Source organism: Corallococcus sicarius, assembly GCF_003611735.1.
In the GTDB taxonomy this organism is placed as follows: domain Bacteria; phylum Myxococcota; class Myxococcia; order Myxococcales; family Myxococcaceae; genus Corallococcus; species Corallococcus sicarius.
In genome coordinates this window covers 20,872-34,467 of record NZ_RAWG01000017.1, presented here as the reverse complement: position 1 = coordinate 34,467, position 13,596 = coordinate 20,872, and the positions used below count along the sequence as shown (strand labels likewise).

Sequence of the window (13,596 nt, the reverse complement as noted above, 5' to 3'; positions counted from 1 at the left end):
GCCCCAGGGCCCGGACTTCAGGGTGCCGGGGGCGCCGGGGTGACAGCGGGGCTCACGGCCAGCCGCCGCCGCGCCGCGAGCACGCCCGGGGCCGCGAGCACCGCCACGGCCACCGTCACCAGCGCGGCGCCGGCGAGGTCCGTGGCGCCCACCCCAGGCAGCCCCAGCAGGAGCGACAGCGCGAGCGTCGCGCCCACGCCCGCGAACACGCTGGAGGCGCGGTTCACCGGCACCGTGAAGGTGTTCTCCCGGGGGTCGAGCAGCACCAGCCCGCCGAAGATGCCGCTGCCCTGGGAGAGCAGCCCCACCGCGAACTCGAGGGGCAGCGTGGGGCGCAAGAACATCCCGAGGAAGCCCTCGCGCAGCTGCGCCGCCGCGCCTCCCACGCCGCTCAGCGCCCACAGCGCGAGCAGGACGAGGAGCGCGGGCGTGGCCACCATCTGCTCCTCCACGAAGTAGCGCTCGCGGGTGCCGGGCGTGTCGTTCTTCGCCAACCGGCTCATGAAGCGCAGCCGCACGAAGTAGCTGGCGATGTACACCGCCAGGTCCAGCCCGGCGACGAGCGACAGCTGGGGGCTGGCGCCCGGCCCCGTCGCGACGAGCAGGGCCGCGAGGCTGATGACGAGCGCGACCCGGGAGGGCCACGCCACCCGGCGGCCGCTCAGCGCATCCACCAGCGGCGCGAGCACCAGCACCCCGCCGCGCATCAGCAGCATCATGAAGACGATGGAGGTGCCGTCGAAGGTGTACGCGAGCGTGGTGGTGGCGATGATGCCCGTGGTGCACAGGCCCGACAGGAAGGTCCAGCGCCCCGGCCACGGCAGCTCCCACCGCCCGAAGCGCCGGTGGCCCGCGTACCGGAAGCTGCGGCTGCCCCACAGGTAGAGGAACATCCCCACCAGCGTGGCCACCGCCGTGGAGGGCAGCAGCACGAAGCCCGGCAGCCCCGCGGCCATCCCCGGCAGCGCGCCGAGGCTCAGCGCCTTGGTGAGCGCGCTGTACGGCAGGTAGCAGGCGAAGTAGCCGAAGGCGAGCCACCAGATGGAGACCGGGACCTTCCCAGGGGCCTTCACCGGGTCCGCGCCGCGCAGCACAGGCAGCGCCGGGCCTCGGGCAGCGCGTGCAGGCGCTCGGGCTCGACGGTGGCCCCGCAGGCCTCGCACTGGACCGTGTCATCGGGCCGCAGGCGCTCCAGCGCTTGATCCACCTCGTGGAGCGCCCACCGCTCCAGCGCATCCAGCCGTGCGATCATCTGCTTCTCCTCCAGCGCTACCGCGCGGTCCACCCACTCGGGCGCCCCGCTGTCCTCGACCGCTTCCGCCGCGAGCCGGTGCAAATCCCTCAGCGCGAGCAGCGTCTTGCGACGGTGGAGCAGCTGCTGACGCACCTCGCCATGCATGGCATTCATCGGTATTCCTCCGTGTCCGCCCCCCCCTGGGCCGGAGCTTGTCCTGTTACATACAGGATGCATGCCAGCCCGTGGGAAGGGAATGGCTGGGCGCTCCGGAAAGAAATGCGCGGGCTGGCGTCCATGCGCGCAACAGTTGCGTCCTCCAGGGAAGCGCCGGGCGCCGCGGTCCGGCGCGCCGGCCTCGCACGGGCGGTGCATGGGCGGCCGGGAAGCCCCCGGCGGCGCTCGCCGTTCTGGGAATGGGAGAGCCGCCATGCGCATCGCCTTCTTCGACACCCACCGTTTCGACCGCGCCGCGTTCGAGGACGCGAACGCGGCGTTCGGCCACGACCTCACCTACTTCGAGCCCCGGCTCACGCCCCAGACGGTGGGCCTGGCCGCGGGGTTTCCCGTAGTGTGCTCCTTCGTCAACGACCGGCTGGACGGCGCGTGCCTGCGGGCGCTCGCGGAGGGCGGCACGCGGCTCGTGGCGCTGCGCTCCGCGGGCTTCAACCACGTGGACCTCGTGGAGGCCGGGCGGCTGGGGCTCACCGTGGTGCGCGTGCCCGAGTACTCGCCGCAGGCCGTGGCCGAGCACACCGCCGCGCTCGTGCTCGCGCTCAACCGCAAGGTGCACCGGGCCTACGCGCGCGTGCGCGAGTGGAACTTCTCCCTCGACGGGCTGGTGGGCTTCGACCTGTACGGCAAGACGGTGGCGCTCGTGGGGTTGGGGCGCATCGGGCGCGCGGCGGCCCGCATCTTCCGCGGCTTCGGCTGCCGGCTGCTCGGCGTGGACCCGCGGCTCTCCGCCCCGGACGCCCACGCGCTGGGCATTGAATCCGTGGAGCTTTCGGAGGCGCTGCGCCAGGCGGACATCGTCTCCCTGCACGTGCCGCTCACACCCGCCACGCGCCACCTCATCGACGCGGCGGCGCTCGCGAAGATGAAGCCCGGGGCGATGATCATCAACACCGGCCGCGGGGCGCTGCTCGACAGCCACGCGCTGGTGGAGGCGCTCAAGTCCGGCCACCTGGGGGCGGCCGGACTCGACGTGTACGAGGAGGAGGAGGGCATCTTCTTCCAGGACCTCTCCGAACAGGTGCTCCAGGACGACGTGCTCGCGCGCCTCTTGACGTTCCCCAACGTGCTCATCACCGCGCACCAGGCCTTCCTCACCCGCGAGGCCCTCCACGCCATCGCCCGGACCACGCTCGAAAGCGTGCAGCGCTTCGAGCGCGGAGAGGCGCCAGGCCCCACGGAGGTGCGGGCCGAGCAGGTCATCAAGGGCTGAGCGCGGCGATACGGGGCATACGGCATGCAATGCCTCCGGACGGCAGGACCCAGCCCTTCCCCCTGCCTGATGGAGCCGTCCCCATGCCCGCCTCCGCGTCCGTGCGCTTCACCCGCGGCGTCCTCTGCGCCACCCTGCTCACCGCGGGGTGCGCGGGGCCCGCGAACACCTTGCGCCACGAGTCCCCCGCCCCGCTGCCGCCCCCGCCCACCTCGGTGGCGCTGACCGTGGGCTACGAAGAGGCGGTGCGGCTGGGCGCCGCGTACGCGCGGAACCTGGACTACGAGGTGAAGCTGGTGACGGCGAAGCAGGGTGAAGCGTCGTGGTGGCTCCACTACGCCGCGCCGGAGGGCCGCCCGCCCCTGGCGCTGCGGGTGGACGGGCAGACGGCGCAGGTGGAACCCGTGCCGCCCCCGCCGTCGCCCGCGAAGTAGCTCACCGTGCGCTCAGGGGCCCCGAGGCGGGCCCCCGGGCCCGGGCGTAGCCGCGCACCGCGAGCTTGCGCAGCTCCAGCAGGCTGACGGGGATGAGCCCCAGGCCGAAGGCGAGCGCGAGCTGCTCCACGCTGAGCGGCACGAGCGAGAAGAAGCGCGCGAGCGCGGGCACCTGCTGGATTCCCAGCTGCAGCGCCACGGTGAGGGTGACCACCGCGAGCAGCGGCCGGTTGTTGAAGGGCCCCACCTCCCAGAAGAGCAGCCGCTCACTGCGCGCGGAGAAGGCCCGCAGCAGCTGGCAGAGCACCAGCACGGTGAAGGCCAGGGTGCGCGCCTCCACGAGCGACAGGTGCCGCAGGGCCCAGAGGAAGGTGCAGAGCGTGACGCACGCATCCACGAGGCTGGTGGCCAGCACCGCGCCCCACTCCCTCTTGCCCAGCATCGGTTGGTCCGGGCGGCGCGGCGGGCGCTGCATCACGTCCGTGGCCACGGGGTCCATCACCAGCGCGAGCGCCGGCAGCCCGTCCGTGACGAGGTTCACCCACAGCAGGTGCAGGGGCAACAGCGGAAGGGGGAGCCCCAGCAGGGAGGCGCCCAGCATCAGCACGAGCTCGCCGCCGTTGCCGGCCAGCAGGTACACCAGCGTCTTGCGGATGTTCTCGTAGATGCCGCGCCCTTCGCGCACGGCCGCCACGATGCTCGCGAAGTTGTCATCCGTGAGGATGAGGTCGCTGGCCTCGCGGGTGACCTCGGCGCCGGTGCGCCCCATCGCGATGCCGATGTGCGCCTCGCGCAGGGCCGGCGCGTCATTCACGCCGTCCCCCGTCATGGCGACAATCTCCCCGCGCTCCTTCCACCCGCGCACGATGCGCAGCTTGTCCTCCGCCGTCACCCGCGCGTGCACCGTGCCCTCCGGCGACTCGCCCTCGCGCAACAGCCCCAGCTCCCGCGCGATGGCGACGGCCGTGGCCGGGTGGTCGCCGGTGATCATCACCGTGCGCACCCCGGCCTCGCGCGCCGCCCGCACGGCCTCCACCGCCTCCGGCCGGGGCGGATCCGCCAGCCCCACCAGTCCCAGGAGCGTGAGGTCCTTCTCGTCGGCCCCCCGTCCCTCCGCCACCGCCAGCACGCGCAGGGCGCGCCCCGCCAGCGCGGCGTTGGCCTCCTTCACGCCCAGGGGCACGTCGCGGCAGAGCGGCAGCAGCGCCTCCAGCGCGCCCTTGACGTAGAGCACGCCGTCCGAGCGCAGGATGCTCATGCGGCGGCGGTCCGAATCGAAGGGTTGCTCGGCCCGGCGGGGCCGCTCGCGCTCCAGGTCCGTGCGCTCGAAGCCCTGGGCTCGCGCGGCCAGCAGCAGGGCCAGCTCGGTGGGGTCTCCCGCGCCCGCCTTGCCCTGCGTCGGCAGCTCCGCGTCGCAGCAGCCCGCGGCGATCTCCAGCACGCGGCGCTCGGCCGTGGGGGGCCACACCTCGCGCACCTCCATGATGCCCGCGGTGAGCGTGCCCGTCTTGTCGGTGCAGATGACCGTGGCCGCGCCCAGCGTCTCCACCGCCTGCATCTGACGCACGAGCACGTTGACGCGCGCCATCCGCTGCACGCCCACCGCGAGCGCGAGCGTCACCACCGTGGGCAGCCCCTCCGGCACCGCCGCGACCGCGAGCGCCACCGCCGCGAGCAGCAGCTCCAGCCACCCCTGCCCGCGCAGCAATCCCAGCCCGGCCACGAGCACCGCCACCACCACGCACACCACCAGCAGCATCCGGGTGACGCCCTCCAGCCGCTGTTGCAGGGGCGTCTCCGACTCCTCCGCCGTCTGCACCAGGTGCGCGATGCGCCCCAACTCCGTGGCCATGCCCGTGGCCATCACCTCCGCCACCGCCGTGCCGGCCGCCACCGACGTCCCCATGAAGACCCGGTCGCCCCGCTCCGCCAGCGGGGTGCCGTCGGGCAGCGCCCCGACCTTCTTGTCCACCGGCGTGCTCTCCCCGGTGAGCGCCGCCTCCAGCGTGAGCAGGGCATGGGCGTCCAGCAGCCGCGCGTCCGCCGCCACCACGTCGCCCGCCTCGAGCACCAGCGCGTCCCCGGGCACCACCTCGGACGCCGGAATCATGGCGCTCACCCCGTCGCGCAGCACCCGCGCGTTGGGCGCGGTGAGCGCGCGCAGGGCCAGCACCGCCCGGTCCGCGCGGTACTCCTGGAGGAAGCCCACCAGCGCGTTGAGCAGCACGATGGTGGCGATGGCCACCGCGTCCGCCAGCTCGCCCAACAGCCCCGCGATGCCACAGGCCCCCAGCAGCAACCACACCATGCCGGAACGGAACTGGCGGCCCAGGAAGAGCCACGCGGGGCGGGGCTGCTCGCGCGTCAGCGTGTTGGGCCCGCCCTCGCGCAGCCGCCGGGCGGCCTCCTCCTGGCTCAAGCCCCAGCGCGGCCCCTCCTGCAAGTCCCTCACGGCGCTCGGCTTCATGGACTCCACTCCTTGTGTGTTGCTGTCGCGAGCCGGGCCGGTGTCGGGTGCACGGCCGCGGTGCCCGGCCCGGCCTCTTGCACGAGGGACGCCAACGCTCTGGCGGGGCGCCGGCCGGCCTACCCCTTCACGTTGTACGTGAGCCCCCGGAGGGTGCCCTCCACGTACGTGAAGTCGCCGCCGGGCTCGTGCCACGTCGCGCTCAGCGTGGTCGGGAAGCGGAGGCCGTCATCGCGACGGTAGGCGCCGAGGTTCGCGGACCAGGGCACCTTGCGCGGCGGGTGTCCGTCCTGCCAGCGGTCCTCCGTATCGAAGCGGACCAGCTCGTCGGCGTCGTTGAAGTGGAAGGTTCCACTGACGCTGATGCCCCCGAAGGTGAAGCGGGCCCGCGCGCATGTGGCATCCACCGGCTGCCACGAGGCATAGGGCTGCAGCGCATAGGAGGGCGCGAGCAACGCCTCCGCGAGCACCGTCACGAGGCCGGAGGCATCCATGGGCGAGCCCTTCGCGTCCGCCACGGTGAAGACCCGCCCCACCCGCACGAGCATGTTTCCATGGCCCTCCTGGTACTTGTCCCGGCCCTCGAAGGGCACCAGGCCCGCGAGCTTCGTGCGCATCAGCACGATGCGCACGGGCTGGGGGACGGAGTTGAACTGCTCGCACTCCAGCTCCATCCAGTCCACCTCGCGGGAGCGCTTCAGACGCAGGTGCTCCCATTCGAGCCGCAGGTTGACGACCCGCGGCCGCCCCACGAACCCGCTGGCCCGGAAGTAGCGCCGGACGGGCTCCGGCAGGGCCACCAGGTCCTGCTCGGTCAGCACTCCGGTGGGAGACGCGGGGTGCTTCGCGAGTTCGTCCTGGACCTCCTGGTGGAAGAGGTGCCCGAGGCTCGTACCTGAGATGAGGCTCATCCAGATGCTCCCTTTGCGCCACGCGGTTCGGTCGGCACGGGCCTGAAGCCCCCCCCACCGTTGCTACCGCTGCATGAGGACGTGGCATGCCCCCCTCAGGCCATGCCACGTCCCCCCGACCAGAGGCCCCGCGAGGAACACTTCGCGGGACCCTGCTCGCCCTCACCGGAAGGCTCGGAATGCGAACACCGTGCCACCAGCGGAGGGCTCGGGAGGGAGCCCAGGCGTAAGTCTTTCGCCCGGCACCGCGGGTGGAGGCGCAGGATTTGCGCGGTGGCAATGGGAAGCCGCAGCCGTTGCGCGGCCACTGTGGAACAGCACCGGCGAGGCGGTCCGGCACGCGACGTGAAGAGTCCCCGCAGCAACCCGTCCGGGAGCCGAGAGTCAGCGCTCCCCTTCATCCGGAGTCCGTCCATGACCATCGTCTGCGCAACCGACTTTTCCGAGGGAGCCCGCCAGGCCGCGACCGTGGCCGCCCGGCTCGCCGCCCGCCGTGAGCGCCCCCTGTGGCTCGTGCACCAGGTGCATCCGGATCAGCTCATCGTCGCGGCGGAGCCCGTGCGCGAGGGCCTGCAGGCGCTGCTGCGCGAGGAGGCCTCGCGCTTGAGCGGCCTGGGTGCGCAGGTGGAGGTGGCGCTGTTGGAGGACGGCTCCAAGCGAGCCCTCGCCGACTTCTGCAGCCAGCGCGACGCACGCCTCCTGGTGGTGGGCCCGCCGCGCGGCGAGGTGCCCTACCCGGGCGCGGGCGGCAGCCTGGATCGCATCGCCCAGACGACGTCGATGCCGCTGCTGCGGGTGCGGGACGCGGCCCCCTTCCAGGACTGGCTTTCGGGCAAGCGGCCGCTGCGCGTGATGCTCGGCGTGGACCGCTCGCGGGGCACCCTGGCTGCCCGCCTGTGGCTGGAGGAGCTGGGCCGGTATGGCCCCATCGAGCTGCTCGCGGGCCACGTCTACTACGTCTACGAGCAGTGCCAGCGGTTGGGCCTGCCGGTGCCCGCCACGATGGACGACGCGAGCCCCCTGTTGCAGGACATGCTCCTGCACGAGGTGGCCACGCTCGCGGGCGCGAGCACCGGCCACGCGCCGGCCGTGCACCTGCGCCAGGGCGTGGGCCGCGCGGCGGACCACCTGGTGGACCTGGCCCAGGAGCAGGAGGCGGATGTGCTGGTGGTGGGCACGCACCACCACACGGCCCTGGGCAACCTCGCGTCGGTGGCGCACCACGCGCTGCGCCTCGCGCCCATGGCGGTGGTGGCGGTGCCGGTGCGCGACGCGGCCTCGCAAGGCGAAGCGCCGCTGCCCCAGGTGCGGCGGCTGCTGGTGGCGACGGACCTGTCCTCGCTCGCCGACGAAGCCATCCCGCTCGCCTTCGCCCTGGCCCCGCCGGGAGCGGAGGTGCACCTGGTGACGGTGGTGTCCGAAACGGGCGCGCCGGACTGGCACCGCGACCTGCAGCGCAAGCTGTTGGAGCGCGTGCCTCGCGGGCTGGAGCAGCGCGAGGTCCGCACGCACGCGGAGGTCCTCATCGGCAAGGACGTGGCGCTCGCGCTCACCCAGGCGGCGGAGCGGATGAACGCGGACCTCGTCTGCATCGGCTCGCGAGGGCACGGCGGCCTGAAGGAGGCCCTGCTCGGCTCGGTGGCGCGGCAGGTGCTTGCCCAGAGCCGCCGCCCCGTGCTGGTGCTGCGCCCGCTCGCGCGCTGACGCCCCGCGCGCCTCAACCCGCCGCCGGGCGATGCCACGCCCGGAGCGAGCGGATGAGGCCGCACGCCTCCATCACGCGGAGGCTCCCCCAGCCGAGGTCGAGCTCGTGCGCGCGCATCCCCATGCGCGCCGAGCCCGGGTGCACGTGGTGGTTGTTGTGGAAGCCCTCGCCAAACGACAACACACCCAGAAGCCAGACATTGGTGCCGCTCTCGGTGGCGCCCGGGACGGCCTGACGCTGCTCACCCCAGACATGGGCGGCGTAGCCGACGAACCAATGGCCCAGGATGCCTCCGGCGGTCCGGGCGCAAACACAGACAGCCACCGCGCCGGGGCCGCCCAGCGCGAACGTCACCGCCGCCAGCCCCAGGACATGCAGCGGCCAGGTGCGCTCCAGGAACCGCAACCAGCGGTCCTCGAAGACGCCCGGAGGCAGCCGCGCCAGGGCGCGCTCATCCGCCGCGTCGAAGCGGTAGTGCAGGTTCCACAGGAAGTCGCGGACCAGCGAGTGCCGGTAGGCGAAGTACGGCGGACACTCGCGCTGGTTCTGCCAGTGGTCCCGCACGGCGTGCAGCCGCGCCCATGAGAGCGGTCCGCCCAGGCCACTCAGGACGAAGAGGTAGAGGAGCCCGCCGCGCACCACCGCGTTCGCCTCGAAGGTGCGGTGGATGATGCCGCGATGAAGCCCCACCGAGTGCCCCAGGCAGAGCGTCAGGAACGCCATCACCAGGGACACGGTGAGCGTCGCCGGTGTCACGGAAGGGATTCCGAAGAGGACGCCAGGCACCAGCATGGCCCAGAGCCAGAGACTCTTGAACACATCGAAGCGCACCTGCCCGACTTCGGGCGGCACCGGTGCGGGTGCTGTCTTTCGCGACATGCTGTGACGCCCCCAATCCCCACGGCTGCGTGCGCTTGCTAACCCGCCCACCAGGCCTTCGCCGCCGTGGCACCGGGGCACCGTGAGGCGCGCTACTGCGACCGAACATCCCCCGGCGAGGAAACGCCGTCGGAAATGGCCTAGGTTTGCCCCCATGAGCTTCGCCGACAAGCTGCGCACCTGGATGCCCCTGCACGAGAATCGCGTCAGCCGCGCCGTGCACTTCCTGGGGGCCTACCTCTTCACCTTCGCCCTGCTCGTGCCGCTGTCCTGGGTGCGCCTGCCGGTGCCCGGCGTGTCCGTCACCGCCGCGCACCTGCTGGTCCTCGCGGTGGTCCTCTACGCCGTGACGCTGGAGTGGACGGCGGGGCTGCTGATGGCGCTGCCGCTGGTGCCCACGCTCGCGGCCGCCGAGGCGGTGGCGCGGCTGCCCACCGGCACCGCGGTGGGCGTGGCGGTGGGCGTGATGGCGGTGCGCTTCGCGCTGGTGGTGGGCGCGCACGTCGTCTTCGAGAAGAAGACCCACGGCCTGTCGCTGGGCGGCCCGCTGCTCTTCTTCATCGAGCCCGTGTACCTCCTCACCCTCGTGCTCTTCGGCATGGGCCTCAAGCGCGACCTGCACGCGCGGGTGACCTCCGGAAGCCCCGGCGCGGTCGCCGTCCGCTGACGCACGCCCCCGACGGGGATTGAGTGCGCAGGCTGGAAACGGTTAGGTACGCCGCGCATGGAAACGCCCCTCGTCCCCCGAGCCACCGTGACGGGCCTCTTCGCCCGTCACACCGCCTCGCGGTGGCGGCTGCTCACCCTGCTCTCCCTCGTGCTGCTGGCGCTCGTCCCGCTGTCGGGCGTGACGCCCCACGGGACCTTGCAGCCGGGCTACACCGACCACGTGCGCCATCCCTACGTCGTCTGGGTGGGGCTGCACCGGGGCATCGAGGCCCTGTACACGGCGTCCCTCGGTGAGCTGCGGGAAGGCATCGCCTACCGGCAGTCCCTCGAACAATGGCTGGACGTGCCGTATGTGTATCCGCCCGGCACCCTGGTGCTCTTCCTGCCCCTGGCGCTCGTGGGGCAGTGGGTGCCGCTGTCGCCGCAGGCCTTCGCGCAGGTGTGTCTGTTGTACCTGCTCGTCTTCGCGCACGGGGCGCTCTACGCCGTGCTGCGGCTGCTGGACGGACTTCCCGCCGGGGGCCGCTGGGCGGTGGGAGGCCTCTGCTGGCTCGTGCTGATGCGGCTGGCGCTCAACGGGCAGTATGACGGCGCGTGGCTTGTCTGCGGCGTGCTCGCGCTGGGTGCGCTGGCGAAGGAGCGCCCCGTCACGGCGCTGCGCTGGGTGGCGCTCGCGGCGCTGTTGCACTACCGCGCGTTCGTCCTCGCGGCGGTGGGCGTGGTGGCGCTGGCGCAGGTGGTGCGCGGCAAGCCCGTGCGCGAGTGGCCCTGGGCGACGCTGCTGGGGGTGGCCGCGGTGGGCGTCGTGTGCGTGCGCACCTTCCTGTGGATGGCGCCGCTGGCCGCTCAGACGGATGCCGCGACGCCGTCCATCCTGGGGGAGCCCGGGACGGTGGCGGTGGTGCTGGGATTGAGCGTGGCCGTCTTCGCGCTCGCGGGGCGGGGCGCGGACGGACTCGTGGCCGCGTCGGTGGGGCTGGGGACCGTGCTGGCCTTCATCGACACGCGCCACTGGTGGCACGCCTCCGCGCTGCTGCTCGTCCCGCTCGCCGTGGGCGTGACGCGGCCGGCGCGCTGGCCCACCGCCGTGCGCCTGGGCCTGGTGGTCTGGGCGGCGGTGCTTGAGATGGCGGTCTGGCATGGCAGCCCGCTCTGGCTCTTCCGCGACCTCAATCGCTTCCTGCGGATGGTTTGAGCTGGATGCGGAACCGGGCCTCATCCCAGACGAGGCCGTAGCGACGCAGGAGCGCCTCGAGCCCGGCCCCCGCCGGAGTCGGGTGGGCGATGGACTCGAACCGGAGCAGGTGGACGGTCCGGTCCGAGGCCGCCGACGCGAGGACTCCGCCGTCGGGAGAGAACGCCACGGCCGACACGAAGCCCTGCTGGCCCCCGACCCTGCCCATCCACTCCCCGGAAGGCAGCCCCCAGACCTCCACCCGGCCGTCCACTCCGCCCGAAGCGAGGAACCGCCCGTCCGGCGACAGTGCCAGGGACAGGCCTCCGACCGGGCCCTCGTCCAGCGCCTTCAAGAGCTGGCCATTCGCCGCATCCCAGAGCCGGACGGGCTGCTTCAGTCCGGCCGTCACCAGGTGGCCCGAAGGCGTGAACGCCACCGCGCGGATCCGCTCTCCCGCGTCAATCCGGAGCAGCGGCTGCCGCGTGTCCACGTCCCAGGTCCGCACCGTCTTGTCCGCGCCACCCGACGCGAGGCGATGCCCCGTCCCATCGAAGGCCAGCGCCCAGGGCTTTGCCGTGTGCCCCTGGAGCCGCCCCAGTTCCCTGCCGTCAGGCACCGACCAGAGGTGGAGGTCCGGGTCTCCTGCCGCGGCGAGCCGCTTCCCGTCCGGACTGAAGGCCACGGCGCGCACGGAGCCGCGCATGCCCGACAGCTCCAGGAGCTGCCGGCCCGAGCCCGCGTCCAGCACCCGCACCGTGCCCTTCAGCGTGCCCGCCGCGATGAGCTTGCGGTCGGGACTCACGGCCAGCGACACTGCGGGCTCCGCCTCCACGGGCGCTGACCGCATGTCCTGCCAGTCCGCGAGGCGCCACCGCCGCAGCCCCTCCTCCGCGCCCGAGAGCAGCTCCCGCGCCTGGGAGAACGCCAGCGCCTCCACCCAGACCGTGTGTCCGCGCAGGAGCACGTCCGCGGGAGCCGCGGGCCGGGACCAGACCTTCAGCATTCCCTCCATCCCGCCGGAAGCGAACGTGAGCCCGTCCGGAGACAGGGCCACGCTCATCACGAACGCGGGATGCGCGTCCAGCCGCTCCACCACCGCGCCGCCCTGCGCCTCCACGAGCTGGACGCGCCCATCCCAGCCCGCCTGCACCAGGAGCTGGAACCGGGCATCGATGGCGGCGGCGGAGACATCCCCTTCGTTGCGCAGGACGTTGACGAGCTGTCCCGACCGCGCATCCCAGAAGCGAACGGCGCGGTCGGCCGCCGCGGTCATGATCCGCCGGCCGTCCGAGGAGAAGGCCCCCGACTCCACCTTCTCCGCATGTCCCACGAGCCGGTGCACCTCCCTGCGCGCGCCCAGGTCCCACACCCGCGCGCTCCGGTCCATGCTCGTTGAAAGCAGCTGCGCCTCATCCGCGGAGAAGGCCACGGCGATGACGACGTCATCGTGCTCGAACCGCATCACCTCCGCCCCCGTGCCCACGTCCCAGACGCGCACCGTCTTGTCCAGGCCACCGGAGGCCAGCCATCCCCCCTTCGGAGAGAACGCCAGGCCGCGCACGACGTCCGCATGCCCTTGAAGCTGGGCCACCTGCCGTCCTTCGCGCCAATCCCAGACACGGATTTCCCCCGGCCTCCCGGCGGACGCCAGCCATCCGCCATCCGGTGAGAAGGCCACGGCGTGTACCTCCGCGGTGTGGCCCTGGAGCTCCGCCAGCAGCGTGCCGCGCTCCACGTCCCAGAGCCGCACCCGGGAGTCGTGGCCACCGGAGGCCAGCACCCGACCGTCCGGAGAGAACGCGACGGAAAGGACGGAGCCCTCGAACTGCTTCGCCCACCGCAGCGTGGAGGCGCGATCCGACGCCCAGGCCTGTCCCCACCGGGCCTCCTGTGAGTCCCGCGAGGCCCGGGCCACCGCGAAGCAGGCCGCCGCCACGCCCCATTGCCGGGCCTGGAGGGCCGCATCGCCCTTCGCCAGGTAGACGCGGGCACGCCAATCACGGGGGTCCTCCACCAGGGGCTGCCGCGCCGCACAGGAGGCGAGCAGCAACGCCAGGACCACCCCTCTCGGCTTCAGGACTCCCAGCACGGCGCCTCCAGGAAGAACGCCCGGAGCCTATCCGCACGACCCTCCAGGGGAGGTGGCACATCGCCCGGGGCCGCCGCACGTTTGGATGGATGGCGCAGCCCGCCAAGGACAGGAGGACCCCATGGTCGCCAAGACGACCCGCAGCAAGACCCCGGGCCACAACACGCCGGGAAGAAAGCCCGCCCCCCGCTCGCCCACGAAGACGCCGCACCGCTGGTCCCAGGAGGTGACGCAGCACAGCGACGCGATGACCCTGGAGGACAAGGTCTTCACCAAGTCCCCGAAGGAACTCGCCCGCTCGGTGAAGCGCTCCGCGGAGAAGAGCCACCGCCGCAAGACCACGCCGTTCCAGGCCGCCATGTCGATGCTGACGTTCTATGGCAACCGCGCCGGCACGAACCTTCCAGCGGAGCGCAAGCGCGCGCTCATGGAGGCGAAGGAGGAGCTGCGCAAGCTCTACCACCGTCCGTCCAAGGCAACCTGAGCGGTGGCAGGCAGTCAGGCAGGAGGCGGAGCCCTGGCAGGTCGGCCGGGACTCTCAGCTTCGGAGAAACAAGCAACTCCCGGGAAGGTCCCCGCGATAA

The 13,596-nt window shown here is 72.8% G+C and carries 12 protein-coding genes; 6 read left to right on the top strand and 6 right to left on the bottom strand.

The features are described from left to right. Positions 1-17: 17 nt before the first annotated feature. The gene (locus D7X12_RS04455; RefSeq protein ID WP_147443520.1) at positions 18-1,073 is read right to left on the bottom strand and encodes a hypothetical protein; all 1,056 of its coding nucleotides are present in this window, start codon (positions 1,071-1,073) and stop codon (positions 18-20) included. Further along, entirely contained in the window at positions 1,070-1,408 is a 339-nt protein-coding gene (locus D7X12_RS42800; protein ID WP_158619960.1) for a TraR/DksA family transcriptional regulator, read from the bottom strand. The genes D7X12_RS04455 and D7X12_RS42800 overlap by 4 nt, the downstream gene beginning before the upstream one ends. Positions 1,409-1,664: 256 nt before the next feature. On the opposite strand from D7X12_RS42800, the gene D7X12_RS04445 reads away from it, so the two are divergent. Both D7X12_RS04445 and D7X12_RS04440 read left to right on the top strand, forming a co-directional pair. Then, positions 1,665-2,681 (top strand): 2-hydroxyacid dehydrogenase, encoded by a 1,017-nt coding sequence (locus D7X12_RS04445; protein ID WP_120624018.1) that lies wholly within the window; start codon positions 1,665-1,667, stop codon positions 2,679-2,681. 83 nt (positions 2,682-2,764) lie between these two features. Next, the gene (locus D7X12_RS04440; RefSeq protein ID WP_120624017.1) at positions 2,765-3,115 is read left to right on the top strand and encodes a hypothetical protein; all 351 of its coding nucleotides are present in this window, start codon (positions 2,765-2,767) and stop codon (positions 3,113-3,115) included. A gap of 1 nt (position 3,116) precedes the next feature. Here D7X12_RS04440 and D7X12_RS04435 read toward each other — a convergent pair whose 3' ends face one another. Both D7X12_RS04435 and D7X12_RS04430 read right to left on the bottom strand, forming a co-directional pair. After that, entirely contained in the window at positions 3,117-5,582 is a 2,466-nt protein-coding gene (locus D7X12_RS04435; protein WP_120624016.1) for a cation-translocating P-type ATPase, read from the bottom strand. Positions 5,583-5,701: 119 nt separating this feature from the next. Further along, a complete protein-coding gene (locus tag D7X12_RS04430) occupies positions 5,702-6,493 on the bottom strand; it encodes a DUF6544 family protein (RefSeq protein ID WP_120624015.1) in 792 nt (263 codons plus the stop codon). Between the two features lie 414 nt (positions 6,494-6,907). Between D7X12_RS04430 and D7X12_RS04425 the strand changes: the two genes are divergently transcribed. Next, entirely contained in the window at positions 6,908-8,197 is a 1,290-nt protein-coding gene (locus tag D7X12_RS04425; protein ID WP_158619959.1) for a universal stress protein, read from the top strand. Between the two features lie 13 nt (positions 8,198-8,210). Here D7X12_RS04425 and D7X12_RS04420 read toward each other — a convergent pair whose 3' ends face one another. Beyond that, positions 8,211-9,077, bottom strand: coding sequence for an acyl-CoA desaturase (locus D7X12_RS04420; protein WP_120624013.1), 867 nt, complete (start codon positions 9,075-9,077; stop codon positions 8,211-8,213). Positions 9,078-9,231: 154 nt separating this feature from the next. Between D7X12_RS04420 and D7X12_RS04415 the strand changes: the two genes are divergently transcribed. Continuing rightward, positions 9,232-9,744, top strand: a complete 513-nt coding sequence (locus D7X12_RS04415) for an Mpo1 family 2-hydroxy fatty acid dioxygenase (protein ID WP_120624012.1) — start codon at positions 9,232-9,234, stop codon at positions 9,742-9,744. A gap of 57 nt (positions 9,745-9,801) precedes the next feature. Beyond that, positions 9,802-10,941 carry a hypothetical protein gene (locus D7X12_RS04410; protein WP_120624011.1) on the top strand — a complete coding sequence of 380 codons (1,140 nt, stop codon included), beginning with the start codon at positions 9,802-9,804 and terminating at the stop codon, positions 10,939-10,941. On the opposite strand, the gene D7X12_RS04405 is transcribed toward D7X12_RS04410, so the two are convergent. Further along, positions 10,916-13,012 carry a WD40 repeat domain-containing protein gene (locus tag D7X12_RS04405; RefSeq protein WP_120624010.1) on the bottom strand — a complete coding sequence of 699 codons (2,097 nt, stop codon included), beginning with the start codon at positions 13,010-13,012 and terminating at the stop codon, positions 10,916-10,918. The genes D7X12_RS04410 and D7X12_RS04405 overlap by 26 nt on opposite strands. 121 nt (positions 13,013-13,133) lie before the next feature. On the opposite strand from D7X12_RS04405, the gene D7X12_RS04400 reads away from it, so the two are divergent. Then, positions 13,134-13,496 carry a DUF3175 domain-containing protein gene (locus tag D7X12_RS04400; protein ID WP_120624009.1) on the top strand — a complete coding sequence of 121 codons (363 nt, stop codon included), beginning with the start codon at positions 13,134-13,136 and terminating at the stop codon, positions 13,494-13,496. Positions 13,497-13,596: the final 100 nt, after the last annotated feature.

Excerpts from the sequence above, each read along its gene's own strand:
- D7X12_RS42800 (WP_158619960.1), bottom strand. The coding sequence starts at position 1,408 with ATGAATGCCATGCATGGCGAGGTGCGTCAGCAGCTGCTCCACCGTCGC.
- D7X12_RS04445 (WP_120624018.1), top strand. The coding sequence starts at position 1,665 with ATGCGCATCGCCTTCTTCGACACCCACCGTTTCGACCGCGCCGCGTTC.
- D7X12_RS04440 (WP_120624017.1), top strand. The coding sequence starts at position 2,765 with ATGCCCGCCTCCGCGTCCGTGCGCTTCACCCGCGGCGTCCTCTGCGCC.
- D7X12_RS04435 (WP_120624016.1), bottom strand. The coding sequence starts at position 5,582 with ATGAAGCCGAGCGCCGTGAGGGACTTGCAGGAGGGGCCGCGCTGGGGC.
- D7X12_RS04430 (WP_120624015.1), bottom strand. The coding sequence starts at position 6,493 with ATGAGCCTCATCTCAGGTACGAGCCTCGGGCACCTCTTCCACCAGGAG.
- D7X12_RS04425 (WP_158619959.1), top strand. The coding sequence starts at position 6,908 with ATGACCATCGTCTGCGCAACCGACTTTTCCGAGGGAGCCCGCCAGGCC.
- D7X12_RS04420 (WP_120624013.1), bottom strand. The coding sequence starts at position 9,077 with ATGTCGCGAAAGACAGCACCCGCACCGGTGCCGCCCGAAGTCGGGCAG.
- D7X12_RS04415 (WP_120624012.1), top strand. The coding sequence starts at position 9,232 with ATGAGCTTCGCCGACAAGCTGCGCACCTGGATGCCCCTGCACGAGAAT.
- D7X12_RS04410 (WP_120624011.1), top strand. The coding sequence starts at position 9,802 with ATGGAAACGCCCCTCGTCCCCCGAGCCACCGTGACGGGCCTCTTCGCC.
- D7X12_RS04400 (WP_120624009.1), top strand. The coding sequence starts at position 13,134 with ATGGTCGCCAAGACGACCCGCAGCAAGACCCCGGGCCACAACACGCCG.